This window comes from Dasania marina DSM 21967 (assembly GCF_000373485.1).
Taxonomy (GTDB): domain Bacteria; phylum Pseudomonadota; class Gammaproteobacteria; order Pseudomonadales; family Dasaniaceae; genus Dasania; species Dasania marina.
On the sequence record NZ_KB891576.1, the window covers coordinates 418,233 to 435,114 of the forward strand.

Consider the following 16,882-nt stretch of genomic DNA (forward strand, 5'->3'; position numbering starts at 1 on the left):
GAAGCACCCAAACTCCCCTTGGGAGTCGCCGAGCAACGGAGAAAAGTAGCGGTATTTATAGCGAGGACTGTTTGAGTGTTTTGAAGATTGAGTATCTTCAAAATGCGAGTTCCGCAGCGGCCGCTAGTTTTGGAGTAGCGCAGGGGATCGGCGTAGCCGACGACGGACTAGGGGTGCCCTTTGCTTTGGTTACTTTCATTTGGGCATGCAAATGAAAGTAACACGCCCAGCAAGGCGGAAAGGCAGAAATCATCAACATAAAAAAATAATACAAAGAACTTAAGTCAACTACTTGGATACCGGGTCAAGCCCGGTAGAGCCTGCCCCGCGAGCAAAGCGAGTGCCTTGGGTATGACGGAATGCATACCGGCTCGGAGGCCGGCATGACCAAGCGGAAACACGACCAACCCTAGCCTTTATGCTTAATAAACCAACACTGATGAATCTTAGTAGAACGCTCAAAATCCTTATCCAATGACCAACGGGTCTTATCCTCCACCTGATACTTCTCACGAATACTGTCATCTAAAGTAAACTTACGATGATTGTTAGAGAATATCATCACCCCATCCCGTGCCAACACCGCCATGGTGGCGTCGATAAACTCTTCTTGGTCGCGCTGTATATCCAGGGTGCCGTCCATTTTTTTAGAGTTAGAAAAGGTAGGCGGGTCTAACAATATTAAATCGTAAACGTTCTCACAGGTTTTTAACCATTCGCGTACGTCGGCTCTATGAGTACGATGGCTAAGCTCACTTAAACCGTTTAACGCCAAGTTCTTTTTAGCCCAGTCTAAATAAGTGGCCGATAAATCGACGCTATCGGTAAAGGTAGCACCACCCACGGCGGCATGTACCGATGCTGTGGCGGTGTAACAAAATAGATTTAAGAAACGCTGGCCTTTGGCCATCTCGGCAATTTTTAAACGCACTAGGCGGTGATCTAAAAATAAACCGGTATCTAAGTAATCGGTTAAGTTAACCAGCAATTTAGTCTGGCCTTCGGTGATTTCTTTGTAGGTTTTTTCTTCTTTGTATTTCTGGTATTGATTAGTGCCTTTTTGGCGCAGGCGTTGTTTTAGCACGATGTCTTCAGGCCGCACTTCTAAAGCCACGGGTATCGCTGCCATCACCTCTTTTAAGCGGGTGGCGGCTGCTTCGGGATTAACTGAAGAAGGCGCTACATATTCTGCCACGTGTATCTGGCCGTTGTAGTCGTCTACCGCAACTGCGTACTCGGGCATGTCGGCATCGTATAGGCGATAACAAGTAATCTCGTTTTGTTTTTTCCACTTCGCTAATTGCTTGCGGTTTTTCTTTAAGCGGTTGGCAAACATTTGTGCGCCGCTGCTCAGTACCACATCGGTTAGGGTTTTGTTATCGACGGCAGCGCCCACTTGGCGACTTTTATCGTCAACAAAATATTGTTCTTCAATGGAAAACATCAACAATTTACTAGGAATGGGGCCATTATATAGCTGGTATTGTTTGCAGCTTTTAATACCCATTTGCTTGCCCAAATCGGGGTTGCCGGTAAACACACCTGCCTGCCAACCGGGAAACTCTTTGCGCATGGTTTGGCCTAGGTGGCGGTATAAATGCACCAGCGATTCCACCTCGCCTAAACGCTCGCCATAAGGCGGGTTAGTTAAAATTAAGCCGTAATCATTGGTAATGTGAGTAGGTTTAACAAAGTTAGCTAGCTCTTTGCGCAACACCCGCACCTTGCCTTCTAGGCCTGCGTTTTCAATATTGCGCATGGCAGCATCGACTGCCTTGGGGCTGGCATCGTAGCCGCGTATCTCTGGCCATTGGCGACTGAGCGCTTCGGTTTTAATCGCTTCGGCCTCAGCCACTATGGCCTGCCACACTTTCGGCTGGTGGCCCAGCCAGCGGTCGAAGCCCCAGTACAGGCGCAACAGGCCGGGGGCGATATTGGCCGACATCAGTGCCCCTTCTATTAATAGTGTGCCCGAGCCGCACATGGGGTCGTATAGCACGCCACCTCTGGCGGCCACCGCCGGCCAATCGGCGCGCAGTAATATCGCTGCCGCTAGGTTCTCTTTTAAAGGCGCTAGGCCGCCGCTTTCGCGGTAGCCACGTCTATGTAAGCTCTCGCCCGAGAGGTCTATAGCAACGGTTACCTTGCCTTTGGCGACACGGATATTAACCAGCAAATCGGGGTGGTTGGCATCGATATTGGGGCGGCGGCCTTCGCGCTCGGTGAAGTAATCGGCGATGGCGTCTTTGGCTTTGAGCGCACCAAAGTGGGTGTGTTTGATGTCGCTCATGCCGCCGGAAAAGTCTATGGCGAAGGTATTGTCTAAGCCCAAATGTTCAGCCCACTCTACCGCTTTGACGCCATTGTAATAATCTTCCAGGTTGCGGCAGTCGCTCACCGACAACACCAACAACACACGGTTAGCTAAGCGCGACCATAGGCAGCAACGGTAAGCCAGCTCCAAGGGGCCGGAAAAAAACACGCCCCCCACCGTTTCTTTGGCCTTTTCCGCTTGCAGCTGTTTTAGCTCATCCAGCAATAATGATTCCAAGCCCTTAGGGCAGCTGGCAAAAAACGATAATTTTTGGGACATGAATAATACCTAGAGGGGCTTTAGATGAAGTTGTGCTTAACCCCGTTGATGCAATAACTACGGGCTATCGAACTGTTTTTAGCCTGCGCCAAGCTATTGTAATACAAGCCGTTTTTTTGGTTATAGCCAAAATCACTTAAAGCGGCTTGGGATAGTCAAAATAGGCAGTCGACAAGGCTATAGTCGATTTGCTTAGATTGGGGTTCGCGCGATGAGCGCATTCTAGCATTCATCAGCGCTCGCTAGAACGATTGCTTAACAGAAACTCATAACAGGCAGTAATGTAGCAGTATGACGTTTTATCCCATCCCTCTTATTTCAACCCATTTTATTACCACAGTAGTGGTGTTAAACCGTGAGATTAACTGACGAGGCGTAATCTATGAGACGACAAAAACGTGACCCATCTGAACGCGCATTCCAAAAAGGGTATATGGCCGGCGTTAATGGTAAAAACAAAGAGCAATGCCCCCACGAACAAGCGACGATACGACAACAATGGCTAACCGGCTGGCGCGAAGGGCGCACCGATCAATGGGATGGTTATACCGGTGTTTCAGGTTTACACAAAGCTGAAAACAAGATGAGCTAGCGCATCGCGCAATAAAAAAGGCCCAAACGGGCCTTTTTTATTGCCTGCTGATTGCGGGCTTATTACTAATTTATTGCCCGACTATTGTTCCACAAAATCACACATCAACTTGGCAATTTTTTTGCCGTCATGACCCAGCTCTAAAGAAGCTAAAAAGCGGTTGTACTGCTCTTCGCTTAATGACGCCTTACGCTTGTTGATAACATACTCTGAGTAACCCTCAACAAACTCAGGGTGGCCCTGGAAGCAGATGATATTATCATCAACAGTAAACGCCGCTATGGGGCAAAACTCACTACTGGCAATAATGGTTGCGCCTTTAGGCTCGGTTAATACTTGATCCTGATGGCTAACCAATAAACTAAAACCTTCGCCCTCTAGCGCTATAGGTGCATTTTCCTTATTCCAAGTATAAGACATGCTACCCATGCCCCAGCCCTGTGGCGCACGGCCCATTTCAGCGCCTAAGATTAAGGCAATTAACTGGTGGCCAAAACACACGCCTATTAGTTTTTTCTTTTCTGCCATCAGCTGTTCGGTGCGTTTTTTAAGCTCTAAGACCCACTCTTCTTGGCCAAAGGCATCGCAACGGCTGCCCGATAATAAGACCGCGTCGTAATCGTCGAAACTTTCGGGATAGTGCATATTCATCGCATCGAAAACATCGACTTCTATATCGGGCCTTGCCGAACGAAACAGGTCGGTAAACAACGCGCCGTAGCTGGGGTAACGATCGGTTACAACTTCATCGATAACATCGTTTTCTAATACACACAACTTCATGCTTATACTCCAAATCTCGACTAACCCTTGCCGTAAGGATTAAGTCATAGGTCACAATAGATCAGCAATAGATCAATAACAGGGGCTTAATAATGGCGGCTAGCTTGCCCCATTCTGCAGCGAAAACATATACCCCTTTCTTGTATATAGGGAACAACAGCGTTTTGGCTGACGGATGCTTATTTCAGGGCCTTAATCGCCTTGGCGGCCGCGGCTATCAAGGCTGGGCCTTGGTATATAAAGCCAGAATAAATCTGTACTAGGGCTGCGCCAGCATTGATTTTGTCGGCGGCACTTTGGCCATCGACTATGCCACCCACGCCTATAATCGGCAGCTTGCCATCCAAGGCTAGTGCGAACTTGGCTATCACATCGGTGGAAGCCTCGGTAAGCGGCCCGCCACTTAAGCCACCGGCCTCATCACCGTGAGGCAAGTGCGCAACTTTATCGCGGGCTATGGTGGTGTTGGTGGCGATTACACCGTCTATGCCGTGCTTAACCAAAGCGGCGGCGACAGAGCAGACATCATCATCGGCCATATCGGGGGCAATTTTCACGGTGATAGGTACGTAGCGGCCGTGTTTATCGGCCAGCAATAACTGCTCGGCTTTCAGTTGCGATAGCAGCTGCTCTAAGGGCTCTCCAAATTGTAAGTCACGCAACCCTGGGGTGTTGGGCGAGGAAAGGTTCACCGTAATATAGCTGGCATGCTCGTACACTTTGCGCATGCAAATCAGGTAATCATCCACCGCGCGCTCGGCAGGGGTATCTTTATTTTTACCTATATTAATGCCTAACACGCCGGTATAGCGGCTCTTTTTGACCTGCTCTACCAAGTAATCCACACCTTCATTATTAAAACCCATGCGGTTAATAATGGCCTGGGCAGCGGGTAGCCGAAACAAACGCGGCGCCGGGTTACCGGGCTGCGGCAAAGGGGTGACGGTGCCCACCTCTATAAAACCAAAACCCAAGGCCGCTAGGCCATCGATATAATCGGCATTTTTATCCAGCCCCGCCGCCATACCTACAGGGTTGGGGAAGGTAATACCCATCACCTCTACCGGGTTAGCTTCAGGCCTAGCTGCCACCAAACCGCTAAGGCCGCACTTTTGCAGTGCCTTAATCGCCGCTAAGGCTAGGTGATGAGAGGTTTCGGTGGGTAAACAAAATAACAGGCCGCGCATTAGGCTATACATGGGGAGGACTCTAGCTAGGGGTTACAAATATGCGCGCATAATATAGCAAAGGGCTATGGCTATAAAGCGATGGCGGTAAGCCCTAGGCTGCTCTCACGTTAGCAGCGCTCTATAGCCTGATACTTACCCTTTTCATCAAAGCGTATGCAAAAGCGGCCATGCACACCATTGCGGCTAACAAAGGGCTGCAAAATATTGGCAGGGAAATGCACCCGACGACCATCCACACTGGTAGTGGACACATTGATCCTAGGGTTTTGGTAATTTTTTAGGTATTCATCGGCGCTAATGGCCAAGTTCACAATAATTTCTTGCATAGCTTTTTCATAAGTTCAAACAAGGCAGCTAAACAGAGCATCAGAAAATCCTTGCTCTGCTGCTGGTGATAATTGGCAGCTTAACCACTGTCTGTAGTGATTTCAACGGTTAGCCCTTGAAAAGCAGGGCTACGCCCGCACTAATAAACTGGTATTCTTAATTGCTATTATGAGCCGCGTATTTTAAAGGGAACTTAGCAGGTGATGATAGTCAAAGCATGGCTTATTATAAAAGCGCTTATATTGCATCTATTACAGCACCGCATAACAAAATCCAAACGACAACAACTGGCTAATAAATAACCATGACTTTATTTCAGCAATTTGAAACCTTACAACATTGGCTAGAAAGCCAAATCATAGGCCAAGAGAGCTTGGTACAGCGTTTACTGATAGCCCTGTTGGCCGATGGCCACTTATTAGTAGAGGGCGCGCCTGGCTTGGCCAAAACCAAGGCCATTAATAATTTATCCAAGGGTATAGAGGGCGACTTCCACCGGGTGCAGTTTACCCCCGACCTATTGCCTGGCGATGTTACCGGCACCGATATTTTTCGCCCCGAAGATGGCAGCTTTCAGTTTCAACAAGGCCCTATCTTTCACAACTTAGTGTTAGCCGATGAAATTAACCGCGCGCCTGCGAAAGTACAATCGGCCTTATTAGAAGCCATGGCCGAGCGACAAGTAAGTGTGGGGCGTAACACCTATCCCCTGCCCGAATTGTTTTTAGTAATGGCCACCCAAAACCCCATAGAACAAGAAGGCACCTATCCTCTGCCAGAAGCGCAGCTGGATAGATTTTTAATGCACGTAAAAGTGGATTACCCCGATGTTGTCGCTGAGCGCAAAATTTTGCAATTAGTGCGCGATGAAGCCAATAACAGCGCCGCAATTAGCGAGCGCCCTGCCCGCGTGAGCCAAGCGGTTATTTTTGCCGCCAGACAAGAGAGCATCAACCTGCACACCGCCCCTGCCATAGAGGAGTACATGGTGCAGCTCACCATGGCCACCCGCAACCCCGGCAACTACAGCGAACAACTGGCATCATGGATAGAGTTTGGCGCCAGCCCACGCGGCACTATCGCCCTCGACCGATGCGCCCGCGCTCACGCTTGGTTATCCGGTAGAGATTTTGTTAGCCCCGACGATGTACAAGCGGTAGCCCACGATGTATTCCGCCACCGTTTAATATTGAGCTTTGAAGCCGAAGCCAATGGCATTAAAGCCGACCAAGTTATTGATGAGCTATTAAACCTAGTTCCTATTGCTTAAGCCCGCATGAGCCAACAGCATAAAAACAATTTATTCGAACAACCCATCACTGGTGCGTATATCGCACTAGAGGATTTACTTAGCGCTAGATTTTCCGCCAAAGAGCTCAAGCTTAAACACCGGCGTAAAGCCCTAAGCCAATTAGCTGGCCCCAACAAAACTAACTTTCGCGGCCGCGGTATAGATTTTGAAGAAGTGCGCAGCTACCAAGCAGGCGACGATATACGCACCATAGACTGGCGCGTCACCGCCCGTTCGGGCAAACCCCACACCAAAGTGTTTAGCGAAGAACGCGAGCGCCCGTTACTAATAGTCAACGACCAACGCCAAGGCATGTTTTTTGGCAGCCAGTATTGTTTTAAATCTACCCTAGCCTGCTATTTAAGCGCATTAATCGCCTGGGCCGGCTTGCAACAGGGCGACAGAGTGGGCGGCTTAGTGTTTGGCAATGAAGGCCAACAAGAATTGAAACCCAAGCGCAGCCGGCAAGCGGTATTAGCCTTAATGAAACGCATGGGCGAATACAACCAGCTGCTCAACAGTAGCACCGGCATACACTTAGCCGACAGTGAACGCTTAAAAACCAGCCTCACCGAGCTACGTCGCATCGCCCGCCCCGGCAGTGCTATTTATTTTATTAGCGACTTTAGCGGCTACCAAGATGAAGACGTACAAAAGCAATTATTTTTGCTATCGCGGCACTGCGAAATTACCGCTATTTATATTTACGATCGTCTAGAACAAACCCTACCCAGTGCAGGCCAATACACTATTAGCGATGGCGAACAACGCCGCCCTATTTTTACCGGCGATGCCAAATTACGCCAGCACTACCAGCAACAGTTTCAAGATAACCTAGAAAACTTACAGGCTATGATGGCAAAACTCGGTATACCATTAATAGAAATTGCCACCCACCAAGCGCCACTAAAACGCTTGCTGCGTTACTTTGGTAAGGGCCGTTAACATGAACATACCCAGCCAAGACCCACTAGCCCAACTACGCGATATACACACACCCCCGCCCATAGACTTTTGGCCGCTGGCCCCAGGCTGGTGGCTATTGATTGTGTTAAGCCTAAGCGTGCTAGTGATATTGTTTTACAGCCTACGGCGCTACCGTCGCCGCAACGCCTTTAAACGCGTCGCCACACAACAAGTGCAGCAGCTTAGCCAACAGCACAGCGACGACAGTCTCTACATACAGCAACTCAATCGCTTATTAAAACAAACCGCGTTGGCGGTTAATCCGCGACAGGACATAGCCGCCCTGCACGGTGACGCGTGGTTACATTTTTTAGATCAACACAGCAGCAAAAACACGCAAGCCTTTAGCGACGGCGTAGGCCAAGTGTTAGGCCACGGCCCTTATCAAGCCACCGTAGCAAGCGTCGATCGCCCGGCCTTAAACCAACTGGTCAGCCTATGGATCAAGCAACAAAGCGCTAAGAGGTTGCAAGCATAATGCTGGAGTTTCAACTGCCCTGGGTTTTTTACTGCCTACCAATACCACTGCTAGCTTATTGGCTACTGCCCCGCGCCAAACAACAGCAAACCGCTGTGCGGGTGCCTTTTTATCACAGCCTCGATGCCATAGAGCAACAACACAGCCAAAAAAATCAACAGCGCCCGCTAAAAATGGCCAGCCTCATACTCAGCTGGCTATTACTGCTTACCGCCGCCGCCCAACCCACGTGGATAGGTGATCCTATACACCTACCCACCGAAGGCCGCGACTTAATGTTGGCAGTAGATTTATCGGAAAGTATGCGTATGGAAGATATGCAGGCCGGTGATGATTTAGTCAACCGCTTAGTCGCAGTGAAAGCCGTTATCAATGACTTTGTCGACAGGCGCGCAGGCGACCGCATAGGTTTAATTTTGTTTGGTAGCCAAGCTTATGTGCAAGCGCCACTCACTTTCGATAGAGAAACCGTTAAACGTTTTATGACCGAATCGCAAATCGGTTTCGCTGGCCCCGCCACCGCTATAGGCGATGCCATAGGTTTAGCGGTTAAACGTTTACGCAAACGCCCCGGCGACAAACACGTAGTCATTTTATTAACCGACGGCGCCAATACCGCCGGCGAAGTGCAACCTTTAGCGGCGGCTAAATTTGCCGCCAAACACAACATCAGCATCTACACCATAGGCGTAGGTGCCGACCAACTCACTACCCCCGGCTTTTTTGGCAGCAGCTTTGGCTCACGCACCATCAACCCGTCAAAAGATTTGGATGAAGACACCCTGCAAAAAATAGCAGCCTTAACCGGTGGCAAATATTTCCGCGCTAAAAACCCGCAACAGCTGTTAGAAATTTATCGTTTAGTGGATGAGCTAGAGCCCACCGAGGACGATGCCAAAACCTTTAGGCCCAGTATGCATTTATTTTACTGGCCCTTAGCCGCGGCACTGATAATTAGTTTTATTACCGCCCTACTACAGCTACCTTGGGCGCTGTGGTTTAACCGCAACCGCACTGCGCAGGAGCCTAGCTAATGGCAGAATACAGCGCACAACTGTTGAGCAGCTTAGCCCAATTCCATTTTTTGCGCCCGCTATGGTTACTCGCTATCCCCGCAGGGCTACTGTTGGTTATTATTTTTTGGCGGCGGAAAAGCAGCGCCTTAAACTGGGGCCAGGCCATTAACCCCAGCTTGCTTAGCCACTTAATTGCCGCCGGCCAAGACAAAATTAGCAGCCCCAACCGCTGGCCATGGCTAGTATTATTTTGCGCTTGGTTAATCGCCGCGTTGGCCATGGCCGGCCCCGCTTGGCAAAAATTACCGCAGCCGGTGCATGAGCGCCAAGATGCCTTAGCCATCGTGTTAGATTTATCGCTATCCATGTACAGCCAAGATATAAAACCCTCGCGCTTGGTACGGGCCCGCCATAAAGTGACGGATATTTTAAAAGTTCGCAGCGAAGGGCTTAGCGCCTTAATCGCCTATTCGCGTGATGCCCATGTGGTATCGCCGTTTACCGACGACAACAATACCGTAGCCAATTTAGTTCCCGCCCTTAGCCCCGAAATGATGCCAGCCTTAGGCAGCAACCCTGCCGCGGCTATAGCCACGGCGATAAAGCTGTTTAAAAATAGTGGCCTAAATGAAGGCCGCATCTTATTAATTAGCGACGGTATTAGCGAGCAAGACAGCGACGCGATTAGTGAGCTATTAGCAGGCAGCGCCGTAGAGCTATCGATTATGGCGGTGGCCACCCCCACCGGAGCGCCTATTCCACTATCACAGGGTTTTGTAAAAGATCGCAGTGGCAACATCGTCACGCCACAACTTGAACGCGGCCCCTTTCAACAATTGGCCGCCAACACCCAAGGCCGCTACATAGAAACCAGTTTGGATAATAGCGACATCAATTTTTTATTAGCCACCAGCAGCAGCGATTTAAATACCGCCACCCGTAAAACCGAACGCCAGTTTGACCAATGGCAGGATCAAGGGGCGTATTTATGCTTACTGCTATTACCGCTAGCGCTACTCGCCTTTAGGCGCGGTTGGTTATTATTACTGCCACTATTTATAGTGCTAGAGCCACAGCAAAGCCAAGCACTGGAATGGCAAGACCTATGGCAAACTCCCAACCAACAAGCTATGCAAATGCTGCAACAGGGTGATGCCGAGCAAGCCGCCAAAACTTTTCAAGACCCAAACTGGAAAGCTGCCGCGCACTATAAAGCCGAGCGCTATGAAGACGCCGCCAAACAATATGAGGCTAACCAACTCACCAGCGCCGACGATTATTACAACCACGGCAACGCCCTAGCCAAAGCCGGTAAGCTGGATGAAGCCATTAAACAATATGAACAAGCGCTAAAACTACAGCCCGATTTTGAAGACGCCGCCTTCAATAAGAAAGTCGTGGAAGATTCCAAACAACAGCAGCAAGAACAACAAAACGACGATCAAAATAATCAGCAAGATCAAGATCAACAAAAAGACAAAGAAAAGAACAAAGAAGAAAAAGATAAACAAGATCAACAAGGCGACAACAACGATCAGAGTGAGTCTGAGCAGCAAGACTCACAAGATCCTAGCAAAGATCAGCCGCAAGATAAGCAACAACAGCCTAGCGATAAAGATAAGAGCCAGAATCAAGACAGCGATAACAAGCCTGAGCAAGAAAAAGAGCAAGACGGCAAACCTGAACAAGAATCAGAGCCAGAGTCAGAGTCAGAACCACAAGACAAGCCCGAACAAGACGCGGACAAGCCTGAAGCTGGCGAACCAAAGGATGAAGAACAAACAGCACAAGAACAGCAGCAACAGGCCTTAAAAGCCGCTGCCGAGCAAGAAGCCAACAAGCAAGAAAAAGCCACCGAACAATGGCTGCGGCAAATACCCGACGACCCCAGCGGTTTGCTGCGTCGTAAATTTGATTATGAATATCGCCTACGTCAGGCGGAAAAAAACACTGACAATGAGGACCAGCCACTGTGGTAAGTCACATTAAATATTTTTTTATCTTGTTAGTTAGCCTATGGACGCTTAGCGGCCATAGCGCCAGCATCACCGCTAGCTCCTCGGTGGACAGGCAAACCATTACCATAGATGACAGCCTCACCCTCAGCATACGCATCAATGATACCGGCACCTATAAAACCCCAGACCTTAGCGCACTGGAAAAAGACTTCCAAGTTTCCGGCACCAGCCAAAGCAGCCGTCACTCACTCATAAATGGCCGCAGCAGTTCAGTCACCGAGTGGACCGTCAGCCTATACCCTAAGCGCGATGGCCTATTACTAATACCCGCCATAAAAATTAACGATGCCAAAACCAACCCCATAGCCGTACAAGTTAACAAGGCCACCGCCCTGCCCCCTGGCCAGCTGGACACGGTCTTTGTAGAAAGCAGTGTTAGCCATAGCAAAGCCTATGTGCAGCAACAGATTTTATTAAATCTCACTATTTACCACTCGGTGCAGTTAGATAACCTCAACATGAGTGAACTCACCCTGGAAAACGCTACCGTTAAGCGGGTGGGACAAAATTCTTTTTACCGCACAGTGCAGGGAGTACGCCATCGCGTGCATGAAATTAACTACGTCATCTTCCCCAATAAGGCGGGTGACTTAATAATTCCCGAGCTCACCTTTTCCGGCCAAGAACTTAGCCAAAACCGTTTTTATAACGGCGGCTCGATAATACGTCGTAAATCACAAGCGCATAAAATTAAAGTACTCCCTGCCGCCACGGATTATAATGGCGAGCTATGGCTGCCCGCCCAGCAATTAACCCTGCAAGAAACCTGGAGTAAGGACCCTGCACAGCTGCGTGTAGGCGACTCTATTACCCGCAGTATTACCACCACTGCCAACGGTGTAACCGCCGCGCAATTACCGCCTATCAAATTTCAGCCTATCTCTGGGCTAAAACTGTACCCCGACCAAGCCGAAACCAATAACAGCGAATCGGCCACTGGCATTAGCGCCACCCGTATAGACAGCACCGCAGTTATTCCTACTCGCCCCGGTAAAATAACCCTGCCAGCCATAAAGGTAACGTGGTGGGATACCGACAGCCAGAGCCAAAAAACAGCCAATATAGCCGCCAGAGAATTAACGATTTTGCCGCCACTGGAAGAAAACCAAAACCAGCGCAATGCCATCGATCATTCGCAAACAGCGGCAGCAGCAACCAACACAGCTACCGAAAAAATTGTCACCGTCAGCAATCCTTTTTGGATGGTAGTGAGCTTTATACTGCTAGGGCTATGGCTACTCACTTTGTTAGCGTATTGGCGTTTACCGCGTCGCGCCCAAAGCAGCGATACTGTGCCGCCCAAAAAAGACGCTAGCGCATCCGAAAAAATCGCCTATAAATATTTGCAACAGGTGTGCCGCAAACAACAAAGCGAGCAATTAAGACCGGCGTTAATTGCCTGGGCTAAACAATATTGGACTACACAAGAGATACACACACTGGATGATATTAGCCGCGTAAGTGAACACCCCGCGTTAAAAAATATGTTGCTGCAGTTTGATAATAATCGCTACGGTAAAACTGCCGATAGCAGTGACTGGAATGGCGAAAGCCTGCTCAGTATTGTTAATGAACTGCGCCAGCAAAAAGACAAAGCGGATAGCGATAGTACTCTACCCGCTTTGTATAAATAAGTTCAGCTAGTGATACCCATTGAGTTAGCACTGTTAAAAAACTATTGGCTTCTGGCCAGCGTCTATCACTATCGAACTAACATTCATCACCTGTCATGCTGGGCCCCGACCCGGCATCCAGACTATCTACATCATCAAGCTAAACTGCATCTATAATTTACATTCGTTAAAAAACAGTTTTTAAACAAACTAATATCTAAAACCATAGCGCGCACTTGGTAAGCCCTGGGTACCGGCTCAAGGCCGGTAGAGCCTGCCCCGCGAGCATTGCGAGTGCTTTGGGTACGACAGGATGAACATACCTTTCTCACCTAAGCGAAATACATTCCATTCGTTCTGATCTCTTTAATTGCTATTTACCCCTAGCGCTAACAACCCTACGCAGGAGTAACGTAAGCGCACTAAACGAAGTGGCTAGAAATAGAGAAGGACGTAACAAAAAAGCAGAGCGATAGTGAGCCAACAAAAAACTACGCCATAGGATGCAAGAGACGATTATCTTGTAAAAAATCTTTGCGATAAAACTCATGGCCGCTTCTGTGGCGGCCAAACCAACAACTCTCCGGCGTTAGCTTTAGCTGCCAATGCTGCTGCTCGCTGGGTTCTTTAGCCGCAAAAGCCTGTGGGCTAATCACGCCAGCATTAACCCCACCCTGTAAGCGCGCCGAGGGATACCAAAAACAGGCCACCTCTAACTCGCGCATCGCCCTACCCAAGCCTTGGCTGTAAGACCAATCACCGGGCTGGCTAATGGCTGCGTGATGAGCGGCCAACTCGGGGGAGCTAAAATCCACGGCTCTATCGCTAGCGATAGTAATCGCTAAAGCCGTGCGGTGATCGTTAATCGCAGCCAAAGGGCCCAGCTCGTGCAGGGCTGATTGAAACAACCACAGATAGACGGCGGTTTCTGCCAAGGCGGTGTTTAGTTCTTTCGCCCCGTAAAAAATCCCCCGTTCCAACGTCGTGCCAAAACGCGAGCCGTAATCTAAGGGCGGATAACGAAAAGGGGTGGCTAATAAATAGGACAGGCCCACGCAATCGGCAGGTAACCGTGGCTTGGATAACTCCAGTAGTTCCTCTAGCCGCGACTGCTCGCTAGCGGAGCGGGTGATGGCACGGGTGGCGGCTATCTCTTGGGTTTCTACTATGCGCCAAATCGTTCCTTCAGCTGGCGCTATCAATCCTTTTACGTCTAGCACTACACCCGCCCTCGCATGGCATCCAGATAACGTACCACTTGGGTAATGCCCTCTACTTTTTGAATGAGGTCTATAGGGGCTTGATCAGCCAAGTGGCTGTTAGCTGTTTTCAGCCAGTGCTGCATAGACTTTGGATCGCCGCCGATAATGGCGTACAGCGCTCTATAGGCCCGCAACAATAATAAGGCCAGCTCAAAAGGCTTACCTTGCGGCACTACCGAACTCTCATTACGTATGCGGCTCATGGTGGGCTCAGACACTCCTATCACCATCGCCAATTGCTGACGTTTAAGGCCCATCATGTCGGCCGCTTCACACAGGGCATGGCTAACTAGGCTTTGGTCATCGACTTTTTGTACGGCGTGCATATCGCCCTCCATAGGAATCATGTGATTCTTTAATTTACAAAAAGTATCACAAGAAACAATAATTGCAAGCACATATTCATAGCCGCGAATAATAGATATTGCCAGCCATAAAAAAAGCGCCCGGCTTAAGCACGGGCGCTTTTTACAAAATACATCTTAAGCTATTGATTTAGCAGGTAAAACCTAAACCTAGCATATCTAAAAACTTCAACCACAGGCCGCGCTTGCCGCCATTTTGATCGGCTTTTATTAAGGCGTTTTGGGTAAAGCGCACACCCAACCAACGGAAAGGCTCTGGGAACCAGGGTATGGCTCTTTTGGTGACAAACTGCATAGTAATAACATCACTAGGTTCATAGCCCAGTAACTCTATGCCTATGCGCGCACCAAAACGTGACGCCCCCACGCCATGGCCGGTATAACCGACAGCCCAAGCCAAACGGCCGTCATACATCACCCCGGGCACCATGCAAAAACGGGTAGAGGTGGCAATAATACCGCCCCAACGATGAGTGAACTTTATCTCGCCTTCTAACTGCGGGAACATCTCAAAAAACTCGATGGCTAATTGCTCATGCCTAGCGGGCGCATCCATTAACTGTGCATCTATGCCGCGATTAAAATAGTAACGCACGGCACCTCCGCCGCCCCAAGTAATACGATTATCCTTGGTTAAACGAAAGTAGTGGAACATATTATTGTAATCGGCCAAGGCATGGCGCGACTCGGGCTTACCCCAGTTAATTTTATCCAGTTGCTTATCGGTTAATGGCTGGGTGGCAATTTGATAATCCCATACCGGCACCACGGAGTTGCGTATGCGGCTGATTTTGCTGGTATAAGCATTGGTGGCCAGCAACACTTTTTTGCTGCTGATAACGGCACCGCCGGCGCAAGTCACCTTCATGCCATCACTGCCTATCGGTTCCACATCCAGCATTTCGGTGCCTTCAAAAATACGCACACCCAGCTGATTAACTAATACATCTTTTAAGCCCCAACATAAACGGCCGGGATGTATCACCCCATCTTGACCATCGCGATGCCATAGGCCAGCAAAGAATGTGGGCGAGTTAGCCTGTGCGCGTATGGCATCTTTATCAAACCACACCACATCTTCACCGGCTTCTTTACACTCTAAATACTCAGCGTATAAACGCTGGGCTGATTCTGGGTCTAGGGCCACATCGGTTTCACCGACATGCTCATATTGGGCATCAATATTGTAACGCTCAAGAGTTTCTAAAAACTCTTTCATGCTTTGCGTACCCAGCTCGTCTAATTTATCCGCCTCACCGGGAAACTGCGCCTCGGTATTGGTTTCACCATGGGCCACACTGGTACTTAAAAAACCGCCATTACGGCCCGAGGCACCATCACCTACAAAGGTTTTTTCAATTAAAATAATATCGGCATCTGGCTTACGCTCTTTGGCCTGCATAGCCGCCCAAAGCCCGGTAAAACCACCACCCACTATCAGCAACTCGCAGCTCTCATCTTTTACAATTGGCGGCAAAGGCTCTGGCATAATGGCAGGGTCATGCCAAAGCGGCTTTAATTCTGCGTCTTTTAGTGCGTCGTGGTGCTTATGCATAATAGTTACTCTTTATTACAATTTTTTTGGCGCGGCATTAATAGCTTAGTTGGCTTTACGCTGTAGCGATAACCGTAAAGAATAGCGTTACGCTAGCTCTCACTATGGCGTGACAAACCACTGACTCAGGAATGAAGAAGGCATCACCGGCATTAAAGCGCTGCTCGTTGCCAGCCTCGTCGTATAAGCTAATAGAACCCCCCTGCACATAAGCAAATGCATTATAGGGGAAGGCTTGCGGCGCAGATTCAAACGCCTCGCTAGCCCAAGTGCCGGCAATAAACTTGCCGGTAACATCGGTATAGCAAATATGCTCTTGCGGGGCAGCACCCTGGGTTACGGCAAAAGGTGCGGCTGTGCGCATAGCCGATAAAGGCGCATCGGCTTTAGGAATAATAATACCTGCAACCGTAGGTTGTGCCGGTATCGTTTCTTGCGGGTGCTCAGAAATCACAAAAAACTTACGCAAGTAACCCGTTTGCTGCCATTGGCAATCGTAGCCCTTGGGAATAATAAATGCTTCACCGGCCTTGGCTTTTTCCATAGCGCCGGTTTTGTTATTTTTAATTTCGCACTCACCTTCTAACAACCACATAAACTCATCACAGCCATAGGGGCCGGCAGCTTCTACCATGGTGTCGGTATCCCACACACCGATAAACAAGCCCAAGGCTTCATCTTCGTAGTAAATATGGGAGTGCTGTGCAGGGATTGCAGAGGCAAACATATCTTGGCTAAGTTCGTCGGCTACCTCGCCAAAACCTGCAGGGTTGGCGCTTAAACGAATAATACTTTTATCTGACATGGGAAAACCTTTACAAAAATAAAATAAG

The 16,882-nt window shown here is 49.2% G+C and carries 15 protein-coding genes; 7 read left to right on the forward strand and 8 right to left on the reverse strand.

Annotation, left to right across the window (positions count from 1 at the left end):
• Positions 1-409: 409 nt before the first annotated feature.
• Positions 410-2,593 (reverse strand): bifunctional 23S rRNA (guanine(2069)-N(7))-methyltransferase RlmK/23S rRNA (guanine(2445)-N(2))-methyltransferase RlmL, encoded by a 2,184-nt coding sequence (gene rlmKL, locus B067_RS0106480; RefSeq protein ID WP_019529259.1) that lies wholly within the window; start codon positions 2,591-2,593, stop codon positions 410-412.
• Positions 2,594-2,975: 382 nt separating this feature from the next.
• Here rlmKL and rmf point away from each other — a divergent pair, with 382 nt between their 5' ends.
• Positions 2,976-3,185: a ribosome modulation factor gene (rmf, locus tag B067_RS0106485; protein ID WP_026244473.1), complete on the forward strand. Its 210-nt coding sequence runs from the start codon at positions 2,976-2,978 to the stop codon at positions 3,183-3,185.
• 81 nt (positions 3,186-3,266) lie between these two features.
• On the opposite strand, the gene B067_RS0106490 is transcribed toward rmf, so the two are convergent.
• From B067_RS0106490 to B067_RS0106500, 3 genes are all read right to left on the reverse strand, one after another.
• On the reverse strand, positions 3,267-3,968 hold the full coding sequence (locus B067_RS0106490; protein WP_019529261.1) for a glutamine amidotransferase-related protein: 702 nt from the start codon (positions 3,966-3,968) through the stop codon (positions 3,267-3,269).
• A 179-nt stretch (positions 3,969-4,147) separates the two neighbouring features.
• On the reverse strand, positions 4,148-5,167 hold the full coding sequence (locus tag B067_RS0106495) for a quinone-dependent dihydroorotate dehydrogenase (protein ID WP_026244475.1): 1,020 nt from the start codon (positions 5,165-5,167) through the stop codon (positions 4,148-4,150).
• Positions 5,168-5,265: 98 nt separating this feature from the next.
• Positions 5,266-5,484 carry a DUF2835 domain-containing protein gene (locus B067_RS0106500; protein WP_019529263.1) on the reverse strand — a complete coding sequence of 73 codons (219 nt, stop codon included), beginning with the start codon at positions 5,482-5,484 and terminating at the stop codon, positions 5,266-5,268.
• Positions 5,485-5,789: 305 nt separating this feature from the next.
• Between B067_RS0106500 and B067_RS0106505 the strand changes: the two genes are divergently transcribed.
• From B067_RS0106505 to B067_RS0106530, 6 genes are read left to right on the forward strand one after another with little or no spacing between them, the layout of a single operon-like run.
• Positions 5,790-6,755 carry an AAA family ATPase gene (locus tag B067_RS0106505; protein ID WP_019529264.1) on the forward strand — a complete coding sequence of 322 codons (966 nt, stop codon included), beginning with the start codon at positions 5,790-5,792 and terminating at the stop codon, positions 6,753-6,755.
• A 6-nt stretch (positions 6,756-6,761) separates the two neighbouring features.
• Entirely contained in the window at positions 6,762-7,721 is a 960-nt protein-coding gene (locus B067_RS0106510) for a DUF58 domain-containing protein (RefSeq protein ID WP_019529265.1), read from the forward strand.
• Position 7,722: 1 nt separating this feature from the next.
• Positions 7,723-8,220: a DUF4381 domain-containing protein gene (locus B067_RS19800; RefSeq protein ID WP_019529266.1), complete on the forward strand. Its 498-nt coding sequence runs from the start codon at positions 7,723-7,725 to the stop codon at positions 8,218-8,220.
• Entirely contained in the window at positions 8,220-9,254 is a 1,035-nt protein-coding gene (locus B067_RS0106520; RefSeq protein ID WP_019529267.1) for a vWA domain-containing protein, read from the forward strand. Before B067_RS19800 ends, B067_RS0106520 begins: the two co-directional genes overlap by 1 nt.
• Complete coding sequence (locus B067_RS0106525) at positions 9,254-11,215, forward strand: vWA domain-containing protein (RefSeq protein ID WP_019529268.1); 1,962 nt, start codon at positions 9,254-9,256, stop codon at positions 11,213-11,215. Before B067_RS0106520 ends, B067_RS0106525 begins: the two co-directional genes overlap by 1 nt.
• Positions 11,209-12,888 carry a BatD family protein gene (locus tag B067_RS0106530; RefSeq protein WP_019529269.1) on the forward strand — a complete coding sequence of 560 codons (1,680 nt, stop codon included), beginning with the start codon at positions 11,209-11,211 and terminating at the stop codon, positions 12,886-12,888. Before B067_RS0106525 ends, B067_RS0106530 begins: the two co-directional genes overlap by 7 nt.
• A gap of 470 nt (positions 12,889-13,358) precedes the next feature.
• Here the strand turns inward: B067_RS0106530 and B067_RS0106535 are convergent, their stop codons facing one another.
• From B067_RS0106535 to B067_RS0106550, 4 genes are all read right to left on the reverse strand, one after another.
• Positions 13,359-14,087: an RES family NAD+ phosphorylase gene (locus B067_RS0106535; protein ID WP_019529270.1), complete on the reverse strand. Its 729-nt coding sequence runs from the start codon at positions 14,085-14,087 to the stop codon at positions 13,359-13,361.
• Complete coding sequence (locus tag B067_RS0106540) at positions 14,087-14,455, reverse strand: MbcA/ParS/Xre antitoxin family protein (RefSeq protein WP_026244476.1); 369 nt, start codon at positions 14,453-14,455, stop codon at positions 14,087-14,089. Before B067_RS0106540 ends, B067_RS0106535 begins: the two co-directional genes overlap by 1 nt.
• Before the next feature lie 169 nt (positions 14,456-14,624).
• The gene (locus B067_RS0106545; protein WP_019529272.1) at positions 14,625-16,049 is read right to left on the reverse strand and encodes an NAD(P)/FAD-dependent oxidoreductase; all 1,425 of its coding nucleotides are present in this window, start codon (positions 16,047-16,049) and stop codon (positions 14,625-14,627) included.
• A 55-nt stretch (positions 16,050-16,104) separates the two neighbouring features.
• A complete protein-coding gene (locus B067_RS0106550) occupies positions 16,105-16,854 on the reverse strand; it encodes a cupin domain-containing protein (protein WP_035801710.1) in 750 nt (249 codons plus the stop codon).
• Between the last annotated feature and the right edge of the window lie 28 nt (positions 16,855-16,882).